The following is a 15501-nucleotide window of genomic DNA, read 5'->3' as shown; positions in this document are numbered from 1 at the left end:
CCGGAGTTGCGCAGCAGCTCCGCCACCAGCAGCAGGGCGACGAGCCAGGCGACCAGGAAGCCGATCGAGTAGAGGAAGCCGTCGTAGCCGTAGAGGGCGATCGAGCCCGAGATGCCCAGGAAGGACGCGGCGGACATGTAGTCGCCGCCGATGGCCAGACCGTTCTGGAAACCGGTGAACGAGCGGCCGCCGGCGTAGTAGTCGGCCGCGGTCTTGTTCTGCCGCGACGCCCAGAAGGTGATGCCGAGGGTCACGGCGACCACGGCGAGGAACAACCCGATGGTCAGGCCGCGGTTGTCGGCCGCTGCCAGCGGGGTGAGCAGCGGGGTCATCGTCGGCCCCTCTGCCCCAAGGTGCCGGCCCGCTGCTCGAACCGGCCGCGCAGCCGGGTGGCCAGCGGGTCGAGCGCCGAGCGGGCGTGTCGGGAGTAGAGGAACGCGATGACGAACGTGGACACGAACTGCAGCAGCCCGAACACCACCGCGACATTGATGTTGCCGACCACCGGGGTGTCCAGGAAGTCCCGGGCCCAGTTGTTGCAGATCACGTAGGTGACGTACCAGGCCATGAACGCGAGGGTGGCCGGGAAGGCGAAGCGCAGGTAGCGCCGCTTCAGCTCGGCGAACTCCGGGTCGGCGGCGATCGCCGCGTAGCCGTCGTCGTGGGTGGGGTCCGGGCTGCGCTCGGCGGCCTCGGGTCGGGGCGTGCTCTCCGTCATTGGAGCCTCCACGGGTAGTCCTATCGGCAGCCTAGCGGTGACCTAGGACACATCGGGGCGACGCGGCAGCCGGGAGCCAGGCTCAGATCCGGATCTCCAGCGCGTCGGCGACCTCGTCGAGCACCAGGTCGGTGTGGTCGACCTCCGCCCGCCAGCAGGCGGCCTGGAAGGGCAGCAGCAGCGGTTCCGGGGGTCGGGCCGAGGTGTCGTAGAGCTGGCCGACCTCGCCCAGCAGCTGTTCACGGGTGTCGTCGTCGAGGCCCGCAGCCCACGGCTGGCGCCGCACCATGCTCAGCAGGCCCCCGCGGGTGATCGGAACCCAGTTGCGGAAGGTCCGACGCTCGAGGCCGACGAAGTACGGGCTGTCCGCGACGGTGTCGACGGCCTCCTGGCCGAAGTCGCCGGACATCGCGGTCGGGTCGGCCGCGCGCATCATCGCGGTCAGGCGGCGGACCCAGGGCACCGTGTCGTCGCGGGTGTTGTACGCGATGGCGAGGTGCCCGCCGGGACGCAGCACCCGCGCGATCTCGGTGAGAGCCAGACCCGGGGCGAAGTGGTGCAGGGTCTGCGAGGCCGTGACCACGTCGAAGTGACAGGACAGGAACGGCATGGCCTCCACCTGCCCCGCGACGTGCAGTCCCGAGTCCAGCCGGCCGGCCAGGACGGCTACCCGGTCCGCGTCGCGGTCGAGGGTGAAGACCTCGTGTCCCGCGTCGGCCAGCATGGTCGCGAAGCTGCCGCGACCCGAGCCGAGATCGAGCACCCGGGCGCGCTCCTCACCCACCATCCAGGCCGTCGCGGCAGCCGGGTAGGGCGTCCGCGGGGGGTCGGTCATGGCTCAGACTCTAGTGGTGGTCGACCATCCGCCAGCTGACCCGCTCGCCGAGCTGGCGCGCCTGGAGGGCGTGCCCTCGGCCGTTGCCGCGGCGATCGACTCCGTGGACGCCGTGCTCCGTGACCGTGGGCTGCGCGCGTTCGGTCCGGAGGTGATGACCTCGACCCTGCTGATCGGGGCGCGAGGCAACGCGGCTCTCACCGACGCGCCCGACACATGGCTGCCCGGCGCCGTCCGGCTCTCCGCCGAGCTGACGACGCTGGCTGCGGTCATCCGGGTCGCTCCGGCCCAGGCCCTCGCGCGGGCTCACGTGCTGCTCGCCCGTGGTGTGGCTCCCGAGGACCAGCTGGGCCGGATCCGGTCCGATCCGGCCACGGCTGCCCGGATGGCGGGGTTGACCGCGCTGCTCACGGGTGCCCGCGTTGGGTCCGCGCTGGTCCTCGGCGCGGTGGCGCACGCCGAGCTCGCCACCGTGGCCCCGTTCGGCTCGGCCGACGGGCTGGTCGCCCGCGTCGCTGAGCATCTGGTGCTGATCTCGTCCGGGGTCGACCCCCGCGGCGCCGTCCCGGTCGAGGCCGGGCACGCGGCCGACCCCGAGGCCTACGGTCGGGGACTCGCGGCCTACCGCAGCGGTAGCGTCGGCGGGGTCCGTGGGTGGCTGGTGCACTGCGCGACCGCGGTCGGCCGCGGGGCCGAGCTGCTCGGCGCGTCGTCGGCCGGCTGAGGCGGGAGAGATTGGGTTGGCACGGCGCCCGTCGGGCAGGCGCCGTGCCGTGCTCGCTCATCGAGCGACCATGCGTGCCGTTTCTCCGCGTTGGCCAGGCGAAACCTGGACGCAACTGCCCCTCAGGGATGGGTGATCGCCGCGTGGGTACTCGTGTCGAGCCGACCGAACACCGCCGACGGCTCCCGTCCGACCTGATCATCGACCGGGCCTGACGGTTTGAGCTAGTGTCTGCTGTGCTCGGCTTTCCTGGGGACAGTTCTACCTCCCGATCTGTTGCAGGGGAAGGGTTTTGGAGCCAGCGATCTGGTATGACCGGACAAGGTCGAGCTCGGAAAGTTCAAGATCAACTCTTCAATCCTCATGATCAACAGCCTGCAGTTCCTTGATCAGCAAGGTGGATACACCCCACCGACCTCGTCGGCTCCCGGTCACAGGCCCCTCACCGGTTGCGCCCTTTGTCCACAGCCGCAGCGTGCTTGCGGACTTGTCCACAGCTTTGGCCGAGCCCTCGTGCAGGGCTTCTGACCGGCCGAGACTGACGGCATGGATCTGCAGCCCGACGCGTCGCCGGTCGTCGTCGTCACCCGCGACCCGGAGCTGCTCGACCGGGTGCTCTCGGTGACGGCCGCTCTCGACGTGGAGCCGGAGGTGGTCCCCGACGCCGGTGCGCTGCGCGGCCGTTGGCACGCGGCGCCGCTGGTGCTGGTGGGGGTCGACCAGGCGGCTTCGGTGGCGGCTCTGGTGCTGCCGCGTCGGACCGACCTCTACCTGCTGGGGGACGACGAGCTGCCCGAGGACGCAGTGGCGTGGTCGGCGCGGTTAGGGGCAGTCGTCCTGACGCTGCCCAGCGGTGCCGACGCCCTGACCGCGGCGGTCGCCGCCTCTGACGGTCACCGCGGGGGGCGGGGTCGGGTGGTCTGCCTGGTGGGCGGCTCGGGCGGGGTCGGCAGCTCGACCTGTGCGACGGGGCTGGCGGTGACCGCCGCGGGTCTGAACCGGCGGGTGGTGCTGGTCGACGCCGACGAGCGCAGCGGCGGCCTGGACCTGCTGCTGGGCGCTGAGCAGACGGCGGGCTGGCGCTGGCCGCGGTTGACCGGAGCGCGTGGCCACCTGGGTGACCTGCGCGGACAGCTGCCGGCCGCCGCCGGCGTGGACGTGCTCGCGATGGCCCGTGAGCCGCAGCCGGCGTCGCCGTTGCCCGCCGACCAGCTCGCTGCAGTGCTCCTCTCGCTGCAGCGCAGCCACGAGCTCGTCGTGGTCGACCTGCCCCGGTTGCTGGGCGTCGCCGCCCGTGAGGTGCTGCGTACGGCCGACCTCACGTTGCTGGTCGTGCGGGCGGACCTCCGCGGCGTGGCCGCAGCGCGGGAGGTCGCCCATGAGCTGGTCCCCGCGTGCGGCCCGCTGGCGGTCCTGGTCCGGGAGTCCCGGTTGCGCGGGCTCGACGCCGAGGCGGCCGCCGCTGCGGTCGGGCTGCCGTTGCTGGGGACGGTTCCTCACGACGACAGCCTGGTGCTGGCCGCCGAGCGGGGCGATCCGCCGGCCCGCGCGGCCCGCAGCAGCCTGGCCAAGCTGTCCCGCCAGGTGCTTTCGGAGCTCGAGCCGGTAGGGGCGCCCGCGTGAACACCGCCGTCGCCGAGGCCGCCCTGGGTCAGGCCGTCACCGAGCTGGAGCCGATCCGGGCCAGGCTGGTTGCGCTCGGTCGCTCCCACACCCCCGCCGACGTCGCCGACGCCATGCGGGCGGAGGGCCGGGTCGTCACCGACTCGGCCCTGGTCGCCACTGTCGAGGCCTTGCGCCGGCACAGCGTGGGGGCCGGGCCGCTGGAGCCGCTGCTGCGACAGGCCGGGGTCACCGATGTGCTGGTCAACGGGCCCGACCAGGTCTTCGTCGACCGGGGTCGCGGTCTGGAGCTGACCGGGGTCCGTTTCTCCTCAGACGCCGAGGTACGGGGCCTGGCTCAGCGGCTGGCCGCGTCGGTGGGACGACGGCTCGACGACGCCGCGCCCTTCGTGGACGCGCGGCTGGCCGACGGCTGCCGGGTGCACGCCGTGCTCGGCACGGTGGCGCGTCCGGGGACCTGCCTGTCCCTGCGCGTCCCTGCTGCCCGGACGTTCAGCCTCGACGACTTCGTCGCCTCCGGCTCGCTGAGTGAGCGGGGGGCCGCCCTGCTGGGCCGGATGGTGGCAGCCCGGCTCGCTTTCCTGGTCAGCGGGGGCACGGGTTCGGGGAAGACCACCCTGCTCGCGGCGCTCCTGGCGCTGGTGCCGGAGCGGGAGCGGATCGTGGTGGTGGAGGACTCCCGCGAGCTGGCGCCCCGGCACCCGCACGTCGTCGGGCTGGAGGGCCGGCCGGCGAACGCGGAGGGGGCCGGTGCGGTGACCCTGACCGACCTGGTGCGGCAGTCCCTGCGGATGCGACCGGACCGGCTGGTCGTCGGGGAGGTCCGGGGGCCGGAGATCGTCGACCTGCTGATGGCCATGAACACCGGCCACGAAGGCGGCTGCGGGACCGTCCACGCCAACTCGGCGGAGGACGTGCCCGCGCGACTGGAGGCTCTGGGCTCGCTCGGCGGCCTCGGCCGGGCGGCGCTGCACGCCCAGATCGGTGCGGCCCTGCACGCGGTCATCCACATCGAGCGAGAAGACTCGGGCCGCCGACGCGTCGCGGAGGTGCACGTCGTCGAGGCCGACCCCGCGTCGGGATTGACCCGTACGGAGCCGGCGGTCCAGTTCGGGCCGGGCGGCCGTATCCGGCTGGGCCCCGGAGCCGCCCGGCTGGAGAGGCTGCTGGACCGGTGAGCGGGCTGGCGGTGGTGCTGGCCGTGCTGGCGGCCCTGCTGGCAGTACGCGGGCCGGCCGCCGCCGGCCTGCAGCGGCTGCCCGCTCGAGGGTCGGAGCGGGCGGCTCCGCGTCGGTCGTGGTGGCGGGGCCTCGGGGTGGCGAGCCTGGTGGTGGCCGCGCTGGCGCTGGCCACGATGCTGGACGGCCTGCAGGGGCTGGCGTTCAGCGTCGCCGGTCTGCTGGTGGTGGGGACGGTCGCCCACCTGGTGAGCCTCCGGGCGCGACGCCGCCGCGCCGAACGCGCGCGGCTCGCCGTCGCCGAGGCGGCGTCGGTGCTGGCCGCCAACCTGCGCGTTGGCCTGGTGCCGGCCCAGGCCCTCGCCGTGGCCGCGGTCAGCTGTCCGGTCCTCGAGGAGGGCCGGGCGACCCTCGGCATGGGCGGCGACGTGCCGGCCCGGTGGCGCCGTCAGGCGGTGGGGGAGGGCTTCGGCGGACTACGGGAGCTCGCCCGGGCGTGGCAGGTCTCCGGGATCTCGGGCGCCTCGCTGACCGGCACCCTCGAGGAGGTGGCCGCCGGGCTGGCCGCGGATCAGTCGCTGCGGTCGGTGGTCGGTAGCGAGCTGGCGGCGCCCCGGGCCACCGGAAAGCTCATGGCGGCTCTGCCGGCGCTGGGCATCGGCATGGGCTACCTGATCGGTGGCGACCCGCTCGACTGGTTGGCCGGAAGCCACGCGGGCTGGGCCTGCCTGATCCTCGGCGTGGGGCTCGCCTGCACCGGGGTGCTGTGGATCGAGAACCTGGCGCGGCGGGCGGCCGCGCAGGCCTGAGCCGGAAGGCGGCGACACGTGAACACCCATCCTCGACTCCGACAGGAACGGCGGCGGCATCCGCACCGACGGCGGCGTCAGCAGCGCCGACGATCCGCCGCGGCGGTCGCCCGGTGAACGGCCGGGTGCTGCTGGCGGCAGGCCTGGCCGCCCTGGCGGTCCTGCTCGCCGTTCGGGACCCGGCGGCGCGGCTCCGCCTCCTGGTCCGGCCCCGCCGGCCACCGCGCGGGAGCCCGGCGGTCGTCCGGCTGATGGCGGGCCGTCCTGGAGCTCCGTCGTTGGGCCGGCGGTTCTGGCTGAGCCTGGCGGCCGGCGGCGCGTCGTGCTGGGCGTTGAGCGACTCCGTCCCGCACCTCGGGTCATGGGTCTGGGTCGGCTGGCCGCTGGTCACCGCGGGAGGCGTCCTCGCCCTCGGCTGGCTCGAGCCGCTGGCCGCCCGGCGGCGACAACAACGGCTGGTGCTGGAGGTGCCGCAGGCGCTGGAGCTGATGGCTGCCTGCCTGGCGGTCGGGACCCCACCGCGAGCCGCGTGCGGGGCCCTCATCGGGGCGTTCGACGGGCCGGTCGCCGAGGACCTTCAGCCGGTGCTCCTCGCGGTCGAGCTCGGCAGCACCGACACCGAGGCATGGACGGCGTTGGCCGGTCACCCCCAGCTCGGGCCTGCGGCCGTGGACCTCGCCCGGTCGGTCGAGTCCGGCACCCAGATGGTGGAGGCGCTACGCACGCACGCCCGGGTTGCCCGTGAGCACCGGCGGTCGGCGCTGCAGCAGGTCGCCCGGGGCGTCGGTGTCCGGAGCGTGCTGCCGCTGATGCTCTGCTTCGTCCCCGCCTTCCTGCTGCTCGGCGTGGTGCCGACCGTCGTGTCGGCGGTGGTGCAGGCCTTCCCCTGACCGGCAGTTGTCCACAGCATCTCGGTGTCATCGCGTTCTCCACAGCCTGCCCGCCCACCCGCACGAACGGGTCCCGCGTCCGGAGACTCTCTCCGCAGCCAGCTGGGCTGCCGCACCCCGGGGTGCTCGACAGAGGAGGAACAACATGAAGGAAACGATCGACGCGACGGGCGACCGGCTGGTTCCCGTGGCGCAGGAGGGGCTGGCGGAGGCGGCGGTCGTGGTGCGGCCGGGTCGTCGGCTCACCCTCGGCGAGCGGGGGATGGTGAGCGCGGAGTGGGCGGTCGGCATCATCGCCGCGATCGCGATCGCGGGGGTGCTGCTCTCGGTGGTCACCAGCGGTGGAGTCGAGGCGGCGATCTTGAAGTTCATCCTCCAGGTGATCCGGCACTTCTCCGTGGGGCTGGGCTAGGTCGACGCCGGACGGGTCGGAAGGCTCCGGGTGGCGGGTCGGGCGAGCCGGCGGACCTCGCGCGGGATGGTGACGGCCGAGCTGGCCGTCGCCATCCTGGCGGCGCTCAGCCTGTTCGCGCTCATGTGCTGGGGACTGGTCCTGATCGGTCTGCAGCTGCGCTGTGTCGACACCGCCGCGGCCGTAGCGCGGCAGGAGGCTCGGTCGGACCGGGCGGCGGTCGCCCGAGCCCGGCAGGAGGCGCCGCAGGGGGCCGTCATCGGCGTGCAGCGGCAGCGAAACCAGGTGCGAGTGACCGTGACGTTGCGAGTCCGACCGTTTCTCCGGGGGCTGCCGGCGGTGCCGCTGCGTGCCGAAGCGGTGGTCGTGCCGGAACCAGGCGCGGCGCGGTGACCGCCGGTGGCTGGTCCTCGCGGCCGATCAGCCGCGACGAGCGGGGCAGCGCCTCGGTGCTCATGGCGGGGGTGATGGGGGTGGTGGTGCTGCTCAGCTACACGCTGATGCTCGTGGCCGGGTACGCCGTGGCCTACCACCGCGCCCGGGCGGCAGCGGACCTGGTGGCGGTGAGCGCGGCAGGCGCCTTCGAGATGGGCCAGGACGCCTGCGGGCAGGCGCGGCGGTCCGCGACCAGCAACGGGGCTGGTCTGCTCAGCTGCGACCGGGTCGGGGACCAGCTCGGCTTCGTGGTGACCGTACGGGTATCCATCCGCACGCCCAGCCACGTCGCCGGCCTGCCCCGTCAGGTGCAGGCCGAGGCTCACGCAGGCCCGGTCGGATGAGGCGGCTCAGGTGCCGGAGCCGTCGCTCAGGTCTGGTCGGGTCGGTTCTCGACCGGCTCGGCGGCTTGGGTCGCGGCCTGCTCCGGTTCGGTCGGCGGGTCCTCGGCGGGGGCCGCGGGCGCCGGTCGCGAGATCTTGATCTTGGCGATGCCGGCTTCGAGGTCGATGCCCAGGGGAGCGCCCCCGCCGTGGGTGGGTTTGGAGACGAGCATGTTTTGTCGGTCCCTCTCTTCTCGCAGGTGGCGGATACCGGGCTGGAAGATCTCGAACAAGCTCACCGTCTCCCAGCCCGTGGCGACGGGCGGGGGCGGCTGACCATGGAGCCAGTATGGCTTGCCGGGTCGCAGATCAGCCGGCGACGAGGGCCAGCAGGTCGGCGGCCGCCCTCTTGTCGAGCCCACGCCGCGGCTCGCCGCAGTCGGCGGTCACGATGCAGGCCGGGCAGCCCGCCTCACAGCCGCAGGTGGCGACCCGGTCGCGGGCCGCCGTGAGCCACGGCCCGGCGACCTCGAACGCCTGGGCGGCGGCGCCCGACCCGGCCGGCTCCTGGTCGTAGAAGTACAGCGTCGGGTCCGGCGCGGTCGAGGAGTGGCCGCGGACGTCCCAGCGGTCGCAGTCGGCGAAGGCCGGCAGCAGGCCGAGGGCGACGTGCTCGGCGGCGTGCACTCCGGCCGTGACCTGCGCCAGCGAAAGCTCGGGGTCGACGTCGGCCAGGTCGAGGGTCAGCCAGGCCGCGCTGGTGGTGAGCCGGTGCTCCGGCAGCTCCAGCGGCGTCTGGTCCCAGACCGTGCCGAGGGTCTCGTCGCGTCGGAGGTAGCCGGTCACCTGCGTGGTCACCGAGATCTGGCCGAGGTGCAGCCAGCCGCGACCGACCGGGCGACGGTCCTGCTGCTGCAGGACGGTCACCTCGGTGAGCACCCGGGGCTGGGTGAGGTAGCCGGGCCGGGCGGGACGGACGAGCGCCTCGGACGCCAGGTGGTCGAGCTCCTCGACCAGGTAGGTCTCGCCCCGGTGCAGGTACACCGCCCCGGGGTGCACCGTCCGGTCGGCGGCCTGGGGGTCGACGTGCCCGAGGACGCGCCCGGTCCCGAGCTCGATGATCTCCACGGTGCCCTGCCGGGAGCCGCGCAGGTCGATGGAGTCCACGGCTCGCTCGGGTCGGGTCCAGTACCAGCTCTCGGCGCGCTGCCGGAGGCTGCCGCCGGCCGCGAGCCGACGGAGCAGGCCACCGGTGGTCGAGCCGAAGTAGCCGCCGTCGGCCTCGGTCATCGGCAGCTCCTGCGCCGCCGCGGCCAGCTGGGGTGCGAGCAGCTCGGGGTGCTCGGGGTGCAGCACGGTGGGTTCGACCGGAGCGTCCAGCAGAGCGGCAGGGTGGGCCAGCAGGTAGGCGTCCAGCGGGTGGGCGCGACCCACCAGCGTCACCGATGCGGGCTGGCCGCGCCGGCCGGCGCGACCGGCCTGTTGCCAGAAGGCGGAGCGGGTGCCCGGGAAGCCGGAGAGGATGACGGCGTCGAGACCGGCGATGTCCACCCCCAGCTCGAGAGCGTTGGTGGCGGCGACCCCCCGGAGCCGTCCCTCCTGCAGGTCCCGTTCCAGCCGGCGTCGGTCGTCGGCGAGGTAGCCGCCGCGGTAGGCCGCGACCGACGGCTCCGGCTCCATCGGCTCCGGCCCCACCGGCTCCGGGCCGGCCGAGGCTGCTGTCACCGCGGGGACGGCGTCGAGCTGCCGCTGGGCACGTCGTGCCACCAGCTCGGCACCCCGGCGGCTGCCGACGAAGGCGATGGTCTGCGCGCCGGCGCGGACCGAGCGGGACAGCAGGTCGGCCGTCGCGTCGTCGGCGTCGCCGTCGGGCTGCGAGAGGGTCAGCTCGACGGGGCCGCGGGCGGAGCGGTCCTGGTCCACCACGGTGACTCGCACGTCGTCCACGCCCAGCAGCGCGGCCGTGCTCGCGGCCGCACCGGTCGAGGTGGCGGAGGCGGTGACGAAGGTGGGCTCGGCGCCGTACCAGGCCGCCAGCCGTCGCAGCCGTCGCAGCACCAGGGCAACCTGGGCGCCGAAGACGCCGCGGTACCGGTGGGCCTCGTCGACGACCACGAAGCGCAGCGCCGCCAGGAACCGGGCCCACCGGGCGTGGCCGGGCAGCAGGGACAGGTGCAGGAGGTCGGGGTTGGTGAAGACGTAGGCGGCCTGGTCGCGAGCCCAGTCGCGCACCGCCAGGTCGGTGTCGCCGTCGACGGCCGCCACCGGCCAGCCGGGCAGCGTCAACGCGGTGCAGGCCCGCAGCTGGTCGTGGGCGAGCGCCTTGGTGGGGGACAGGTAGAGCGCGGTGTGCTGGCGTCCGCCGAGCCGCCACGCCGCCGTCCCGGTGGGCGGGGGGCGGACCGGTCCGGCCGGCTCCACGCGTGCGTAGGTGCTGGCCAGGACGGGCATCAGGTAGCCAAGGGACTTGCCGGACGCCGTCCCGGTGGCCAGTGCGACGTGCTGCCCCCGCCACGCCGCCTCGGCGGCGTCGACCTGGTGCGCCCAGGGCTGGGGGATGCCGTTCTGCTGCAGCGCGGCGACCACGGAGTCGGGCAGCCACGACGGCCAGGCCGCTCGGACGCCCTCCCTCGCCGCGAGCTGGCGGACGTGCCGTACGGCGGCCTCCGCCTGCTGCTCCGACGCGCTCCGCACCGCGCCAGCCTGTCACGACCGTCAGCCCTGGACCGAGCCTCGACGGGTCGGCCGCCCACGAGGGCCTCGCGAGGGGCGGACCAGTAGTGCATGTGGTTAGACTCGCCCGGTCATACCGGTCCGGAAACACAGCATGCAGCTCAGGAGGACGTTATATGTCCGCACTTCCAGTTCCTTTGGAAGTCACCGCCATCCCCGTTTCGGGGGGCAATCTCACGCTGGTCGTGATTGTCCTCGCGGTTGCGCTGCTGGCGCTCGTCATGGCCTTCATCTTCCGTCGCGAGGTGCTGGCCGCCAACGAGGGCACCGAGAACATGCAGGAGATCGCCGTCGGCGTGCAGGAGGGGGCGAGTGCCTTCCTGGGCCGGCAGTTCCGCACGCTCGCGGTCTTCGCGGTCGCCGCGTTCTTCCTGCTGCTGGCGCTGCCGGCGCGCGGAAGTGACGACTTCGGTGAGTGGACGCTGCGGATCGGACGCTCGCTGGCCTTCCTGGCCGGGGCGGGTTTCTCGGCGCTGATCGGCTACCTCGGCATGTGGCTGGCGGTGCGGGCGAACGTCCGCGTGGCCTCGGCCGCGCGGAGCGAGGGCCGCGACCCGGCGATGAAGATCGCCTTCCGGACCGGAGCGCACGTCGGCATGTCGACGGTCGGCCTCGGCCTGGGTGGCGCGGCGATCGTCGTCCTGATCTTCCGCAGCGACGCCCCCGTCATCCTCGAGGGCTTCGGCTTCGGGGCCGCCATGCTCGCCATGTTCATGCGCGTCGGCGGCGGTATCTTCACCAAGGCGGCCGACGTCGGTGCGGACCTGGTGGGCAAGGTGGAGCAGGGCATCCCCGAGGACGACCCGCGCAACGCCGCCACCATCGCCGACAACGTGGGCGACAACGTGGGCGACTGTGCCGGGATGGCGGCCGACCTGTTCGAGTCCTACGCGGTGACGCTGGTCGCCTCCCTCATCCTGGGCAAGGCGGCGTTCGGCGAGGCCGGCCTGGTGTTTCCCCTGATCGTGCCGGCCATCGGCGTGCTCACGGCGATCATCGGCATCTACCTCACCCGGCCCCGGCCGAGCGAGGGTGGCCTGAAGACCATCAACCGCGCGTTCTACCTGTCGGCGGGGATCTCGGCGGTGCTGTGCGCCATCGCGGCCTTCGCCTACCTGCCGTCCTCGTTCGCCGCGCTGAACGTGCCCGGTGCCGCGGCCTTCACCGGCCCGATCGACGACCCGCGGGTGGTGGCCATCGGTGCCGTCATCATCGGCATCGTCCTCGCCGTCATCATCTTGTCCCTGACCGGCTACTACACCGGCACCGAGGACAAGCCCGTCCAGGACGTCGCCCGGACCTCCCTCACCGGTGCGGCCACCGTGGTCCTCTCAGGCATCTCGGTCGGCCTCGAGTCGGCCGTCTACACCGCCATCGTGATCGCGGCCGCCGTGTACGGGGCGTTCCTGCTCGGCGGCTCCGGCGTGGTCGCGCTGTTCGCCATCGCCCTGGCGGGCTGTGGCCTGCTGACCACCGTCGGCGTGATCGTGGCCATGGACACCTTCGGACCGGTGTCGGACAACGCGCAGGGCATCGCCGAGATGTCCGGCGACGTGCACGGGGAGGGCGCGCAGATCCTCACCGAGCTCGACGCCGTCGGCAACACGACCAAGGCCATCACCAAGGGCATCGCCATCTCCACCGCGGTGCTGGCGGCGACGGCGCTCTTCGGCTCCTACACCGACGCCATCCGCGACGTGCTGGCCGACCGCTACGCGCAGTTCACCAGCGAGGCCGTCGTCTTCGCCCCGCAGACCCTGGTCGGACTGATCCTCGGTGCGGCCGTGGTGTTCCTGTTCTCCGGCCTGGCCATCAGCGCCGTCGGCCGGGCGGCCGGTGCGGTCGTCTTCGAGGTGCGCCGCCAGTTCCGGGAGATCCCCGGGATCATGGAGGGCACCGGCAAGCCGGAGTACGGCAAGGTCGTCGACATCGTGACCAAGGACTCGCTGCGCGAGCTGGCGACGCCGGGCCTGCTGGCGATCTTCGCGCCGGTGGCCGTCGGTTTCGGTCTCGGCGCCTCGGCGCTGGCCGGCTACCTCGGTGGGGCCATCGCCTCGGGGACCTTGATGGCGGTGTTCCTGGCCAACTCCGGTGGCGCGTGGGACAACGCCAAGAAGCTCGTCGAGGACGGCATCTACGGCGGCAAGGGCTCGTCCGCGCACGAGGCCACCGTCATCGGTGACACCGTCGGCGACCCGTTCAAGGACACGGCCGGTCCGGCCATCAACCCGCTGATCAAGGTGATGAACCTGGTCGCGGTGCTGATCGCTCCGGCGGTCGTGGCCATGTCCCCGCTCAGCGACAGCCCGAGCGCCTGGCGCTACCTGATCGCGCTCGCGGCCGTGGCGATCATCGTGGCCGCCGTCGCGGTCAGCTCGCGTCGCCACGTCGCCATCGCCGACACCCCGGGCGCCGACACCGACGACGCTGCGCCGACCACCACGGTCGGTGAGGCCGTCGAGGAGACGCCGGTCCCGGCGGAGCGGGAGCACACCCTCTGACGGGTCACCTCCCAGGCCTCAGCCGGGCGTCCGGCTGAGGTTGTCACGAGATCTCGCTCTCTCGGCCCCGAACCAGACTTCCTGGTCCGGGGCCGATGGCACACTGGGCCGCGATGTCTGAGACCTACGGCCGCCCGCCGGGCGACGCGCCCGACCACCCCGAGCCGGACCCACGGCTGGCGGGCTACCCGCCCCCACCACTCCCGGGACCGATGGCTCAGAACTCTCCGCAGCCCGCGACCCTGCCCCCGTACGGCTGGACTCCGTCCCCGCGGCCGCCGGCGCTGCCGACCGAGCCGCAGCGCTACCCGCAGCTGCTGCGCGGGCCGCGGCGCCGCTGGTGGAAACCGCTGCTCGCGGCGCTGCTGGCCCTCGGCCTGTACGTGGTGGCCAGCTTCTTGACCCTCGTGCCACCGGTGGTGGTCGGCCTGGCGACCGGGCAGTCCAACCTCGTCAGCTACGTCATCACCACGATCACCGACACCGCCCACCTCGGCCCCGTCGGCTTCGTCGCCCTCAACCTGTCGCTGATCCTGCTCATCCCCACCACCACCCTGTCGATCTGGATCGTCTACGGCGTGCGGCCCCGGTTCGTGGCCGCGGTCACCGGGGGCCTGCGCTGGCGCTGGCTGCTGCGTTGCCTCGCGATCACCGTGCCGGTCTGGCTGCTCTACGTCGGCCTGGGTGTACTGACCGACCCGCCTGAGCCAGGCCGCCCTGCCCACTGGGTCGCGCTGCTGCTCATCATGGTGGTGATGACCCCGCTGCAGGCGGCCGGGGAGGAGTACTTCTTCCGCGGCTTCATCCTGCTCAATGTCGGCTCCTGGTTCGCCCGTCCCGTCGTCGGCCTCGTGGTCGGCACGACCGTATCCGCCGTCCTGTTCGCCGCGGCCCACGGCAGCCCGGACATCTGGGTGCTGGGCAGCATCGCGTGCCTGGCGGTGGCCAGCTGCCTCGCCGCGTGGCGGACCGGCGGCCTCGAGGCCGGAATCGCCATGCACGCCACCAACAACGTGCTGGTCTTCGTGGTCAGCATCGGGATCGGCGGCTGGCAGACCGCCTTCGTCGGCAGCGACACCAAGGGCACGCCCGGAGAGTTCGGCCTGGCCCTGGCCGTCCACGGCGTCGCGCTCGCGCTGATCTGGTGGCAGGCCAAGCGGTCAGGGCTGGCCAACCGCTCCCGCCCCGCAGCCCGACCGGCGCCGATGCCCGGGTGGCCGCCGGTGGGCCCGCGACCTCCCGGCCCTGAGCCTCGCTGAGGGGCAGCTCCCCTCGCCAAGCAGGAGTGGGTAGACCGCGGCCGCATAGTCCCGGTTCAGGTCTACCCGATGACCGCCGGGACCAGGGTTCTGCTCAACGACGGGGCTCGGGCATCCCGGTCGGGTCGGCGAGAGCCCAGCGCAGAGCCGCGAGCGCTGACCGCACCACCGGCCGGACCACGAAACGGTCCGTCGTCGGCAGGGTGGGTAGCAGCAACGTCGAGCGCACCCAGGGCGGCAGCAGCGAGACCGCGCCGGCGGCCAGCGCGGCGTAGCCGAGCTTGGACGGGCCGGTCAGCGGCGGCTCCCGCAGCAGGAAGTGCGCGACGTCGCGAGCGGCCGGTGACGAGCTGAGCTCGGGTCGGTAGGCCTCGAGCAGGGCCTGGTTCTCGGCCCAGGTCTGCGGCGGGTCGACCACGCCGAGCCGCTCGGCGACGGAACCGGACTGGGCCACGTAGGTGTCCACCTCGGCCCTGGTCAGCCGACGGCCGCCGAAAGCCTGGTACGCCGACACGAAGCTGTCGACCTCGGCGACGTGCACCCAGCCGAGCAGGTGCGGGTCGTCGGCCCGGTACGGCTCCCCGCCCGGGGTGGTGCCGGTGACCCGGCCGTGGATCGCCCGGACGATCCGGATGATCCGCTCCGCGTCCTCGACGGTGCCGTACGTGGTGGTGGCGAGGTAGGTGCTGGTCCGCTGCAGCCGGCCCCAGGGGTCGCTGCGAAACCCGGAATGCTCGCTGACCCCCAGCATCGCCACCGGGTGCAGCGACTGCAGCAGCAGGGCGCGGATGCCGCCGATGAACATGGCCGCGTCCCCGTGCACCCGCCAGATCGGGTCGCTGTCGGCGAACCATCGCTCACCCTCGGTGAACCAGATCCGCTCGTGGGTGTCGGCGAACGTGTCGCCGCCGATCTTGTCCCGGACGGTGGCGGTGAGCCCGGCGCGCGAGCGCGTGACCAGCGTGCGGGGGTCCAGCAGGCGGGTGTCCAGGAGACTGGCGAGCACGTCGCGGATCGTACGCTGAGCGGACAAGCGGGCCGGCCGGTGCCGAGACGGCACT

Annotated in this window: 15 protein-coding genes and 1 pseudogene; 10 read left to right on the top strand and 6 right to left on the bottom strand. The window is 73.5% G+C overall.

Features of this window, described 5'->3' with window-relative positions; all coding sequences use genetic code 11:
• The 3 genes and pseudogenes from ACFE7W_RS20220 to ACFE7W_RS20210 form a co-directional block, all read right to left on the bottom strand.
• Positions 1-332: pseudogene (locus ACFE7W_RS20220) on the bottom strand (cation acetate symporter); the annotation flags it as partial.
• Entirely contained in the window at positions 329-718 is a 390-nt protein-coding gene (locus ACFE7W_RS20215; RefSeq protein ID WP_375426630.1) for a DUF485 domain-containing protein, read from the bottom strand. The pseudogene ACFE7W_RS20220 and the gene ACFE7W_RS20215, both read right to left, overlap by 4 nt.
• 82 nt (positions 719-800) lie before the next feature.
• On the bottom strand, positions 801-1553 hold the full coding sequence (locus tag ACFE7W_RS20210; RefSeq protein WP_375426629.1) for a class I SAM-dependent methyltransferase: 753 nt from the start codon (positions 1551-1553) through the stop codon (positions 801-803).
• A gap of 16 nt (positions 1554-1569) precedes the next feature.
• Here ACFE7W_RS20210 and ACFE7W_RS20205 point away from each other — a divergent pair, with 16 nt between their 5' ends.
• From ACFE7W_RS20205 to ACFE7W_RS20170, 8 genes are all read left to right on the top strand, one after another.
• Positions 1570-2277 carry an oxidoreductase gene (locus tag ACFE7W_RS20205; RefSeq protein WP_375426628.1) on the top strand — a complete coding sequence of 236 codons (708 nt, stop codon included), beginning with the start codon at positions 1570-1572 and terminating at the stop codon, positions 2275-2277.
• Positions 2278-2823: 546 nt separating this feature from the next.
• A complete protein-coding gene (ssd, locus tag ACFE7W_RS20200) occupies positions 2824-3900 on the top strand; it encodes a septum site-determining protein Ssd (RefSeq protein WP_375426627.1) in 1077 nt (358 codons plus the stop codon).
• Positions 3897-5078, top strand: coding sequence for a TadA family conjugal transfer-associated ATPase (locus ACFE7W_RS20195; RefSeq protein WP_375426626.1), 1182 nt, complete (start codon positions 3897-3899; stop codon positions 5076-5078). The genes ssd and ACFE7W_RS20195 overlap by 4 nt, the downstream gene beginning before the upstream one ends.
• A complete protein-coding gene (locus ACFE7W_RS20190) occupies positions 5075-5887 on the top strand; it encodes a type II secretion system F family protein (protein WP_375426625.1) in 813 nt (270 codons plus the stop codon). The genes ACFE7W_RS20195 and ACFE7W_RS20190 overlap by 4 nt, the downstream gene beginning before the upstream one ends.
• Positions 5888-6000: 113 nt before the next feature.
• Positions 6001-6777, top strand: a complete 777-nt coding sequence (locus ACFE7W_RS20185) for a type II secretion system F family protein (RefSeq protein WP_375426624.1) — start codon at positions 6001-6003, stop codon at positions 6775-6777.
• 145 nt (positions 6778-6922) lie between these two features.
• Positions 6923-7189, top strand: a complete 267-nt coding sequence (locus ACFE7W_RS20180) for a DUF4244 domain-containing protein (protein ID WP_375426623.1) — start codon at positions 6923-6925, stop codon at positions 7187-7189.
• A 30-nt stretch (positions 7190-7219) separates the two neighbouring features.
• On the top strand, positions 7220-7582 hold the full coding sequence (locus tag ACFE7W_RS20175; protein ID WP_375426622.1) for a TadE family type IV pilus minor pilin: 363 nt from the start codon (positions 7220-7222) through the stop codon (positions 7580-7582).
• Positions 7579-7968: an Rv3654c family TadE-like protein gene (locus ACFE7W_RS20170; RefSeq protein WP_375426621.1), complete on the top strand. Its 390-nt coding sequence runs from the start codon at positions 7579-7581 to the stop codon at positions 7966-7968. The genes ACFE7W_RS20175 and ACFE7W_RS20170 overlap by 4 nt, the downstream gene beginning before the upstream one ends.
• A gap of 26 nt (positions 7969-7994) precedes the next feature.
• Here the strand turns inward: ACFE7W_RS20170 and ACFE7W_RS20165 are convergent, their stop codons facing one another.
• Together ACFE7W_RS20165 and ACFE7W_RS20160 are read right to left on the bottom strand one after the other, a co-directional pair.
• Complete coding sequence (locus ACFE7W_RS20165; protein ID WP_375426620.1) at positions 7995-8246, bottom strand: DUF6191 domain-containing protein; 252 nt, start codon at positions 8244-8246, stop codon at positions 7995-7997.
• 70 nt (positions 8247-8316) lie between these two features.
• Positions 8317-10641 carry a DEAD/DEAH box helicase gene (locus ACFE7W_RS20160; RefSeq protein WP_375426619.1) on the bottom strand — a complete coding sequence of 775 codons (2325 nt, stop codon included), beginning with the start codon at positions 10639-10641 and terminating at the stop codon, positions 8317-8319.
• Positions 10642-10796: 155 nt separating this feature from the next.
• Between ACFE7W_RS20160 and ACFE7W_RS20155 the strand changes: the two genes are divergently transcribed.
• The gene (locus tag ACFE7W_RS20155) at positions 10797-13181 is read left to right on the top strand and encodes a sodium-translocating pyrophosphatase (RefSeq protein WP_375426618.1); all 2385 of its coding nucleotides are present in this window, start codon (positions 10797-10799) and stop codon (positions 13179-13181) included.
• Between the two features lie 113 nt (positions 13182-13294).
• Positions 13295-14440 (top strand): lysostaphin resistance A-like protein, encoded by a 1146-nt coding sequence (locus tag ACFE7W_RS20150; protein WP_375426617.1) that lies wholly within the window; start codon positions 13295-13297, stop codon positions 14438-14440.
• Between the two features lie 94 nt (positions 14441-14534).
• On the opposite strand, the gene ACFE7W_RS20145 is transcribed toward ACFE7W_RS20150, so the two are convergent.
• Positions 14535-15446 (bottom strand): oxygenase MpaB family protein, encoded by a 912-nt coding sequence (locus ACFE7W_RS20145; RefSeq protein ID WP_375426616.1) that lies wholly within the window; start codon positions 15444-15446, stop codon positions 14535-14537.
• Positions 15447-15501: the final 55 nt, after the last annotated feature.

The sequence above is a fragment of the uncultured Friedmanniella sp. genome, assembly GCF_964244285.1.
GTDB lineage: Bacteria > Actinomycetota > Actinomycetes > Propionibacteriales > Propionibacteriaceae > Microlunatus.
The sequence above is the reverse complement of the archived record's forward strand: the minus strand, read 5'-3'. Positions and strand labels throughout refer to the sequence as shown.

Coding starts and splice junctions, on each gene's coding strand:
- ACFE7W_RS20215 (WP_375426630.1), bottom strand. CDS start 718: ATGACGGAGAGCACGCCCCGACCCGAGGCCGCCGAGCGCAGCCCGGAC.
- ssd (WP_375426627.1), top strand. CDS start 2,824: ATGGATCTGCAGCCCGACGCGTCGCCGGTCGTCGTCGTCACCCGCGAC.
- ACFE7W_RS20150 (WP_375426617.1), top strand. CDS start 13,295: ATGTCTGAGACCTACGGCCGCCCGCCGGGCGACGCGCCCGACCACCCC.
- ACFE7W_RS20180 (WP_375426623.1), top strand. CDS start 6,923: ATGAAGGAAACGATCGACGCGACGGGCGACCGGCTGGTTCCCGTGGCG.
- ACFE7W_RS20155 (WP_375426618.1), top strand. CDS start 10,797: ATGTCCGCACTTCCAGTTCCTTTGGAAGTCACCGCCATCCCCGTTTCG.
- ACFE7W_RS20210 (WP_375426629.1), bottom strand. CDS start 1,553: ATGACCGACCCCCCGCGGACGCCCTACCCGGCTGCCGCGACGGCCTGG.